Raw genomic sequence first — 255 nt, 5'->3', positions numbered from 1 at the left:
CGGCGCAGCGGATCGCGTTCGGGCAGTGTGCGCGCACCGATTTCGCGATCCAGTGGGCGGCGTCGGCGGACACGTGCGTGATCTCCGCACAGCGTTCGGGCCCGAGGGCGTCGAAGAACTCATCGACTGTCTCGGCGTCCTGGCCGACGGCGGCCCACAGCAGCCGGCCGGTGTCGTGGTCGACGACGACGGTCAGGTAGCGGTGGCCCTTCTTGTAGGAGATCTCGTCGATGCCGATCCGGCGCACGTTCGCGA

The 255-nt window shown here is 69.0% G+C and carries 1 protein-coding gene; it reads right to left on the bottom strand.

The genetic code is table 11. The annotated features are described in order from the left end of the window. A partial coding sequence (locus KGQ19_RS53700; RefSeq protein WP_212022547.1) for a transposase occupies positions 1 to 255 on the bottom strand: 255 nt, incomplete at both ends.

The organism is Catenulispora pinistramenti (assembly GCF_018274385.1).
In the GTDB taxonomy this organism is placed as follows: domain Bacteria; phylum Actinomycetota; class Actinomycetes; order Streptomycetales; family Catenulisporaceae; genus Catenulispora; species Catenulispora pinistramenti.
Note: the sequence above shows the minus strand (reverse complement) of the source record. Positions and strands in the feature narration are given on the sequence as shown.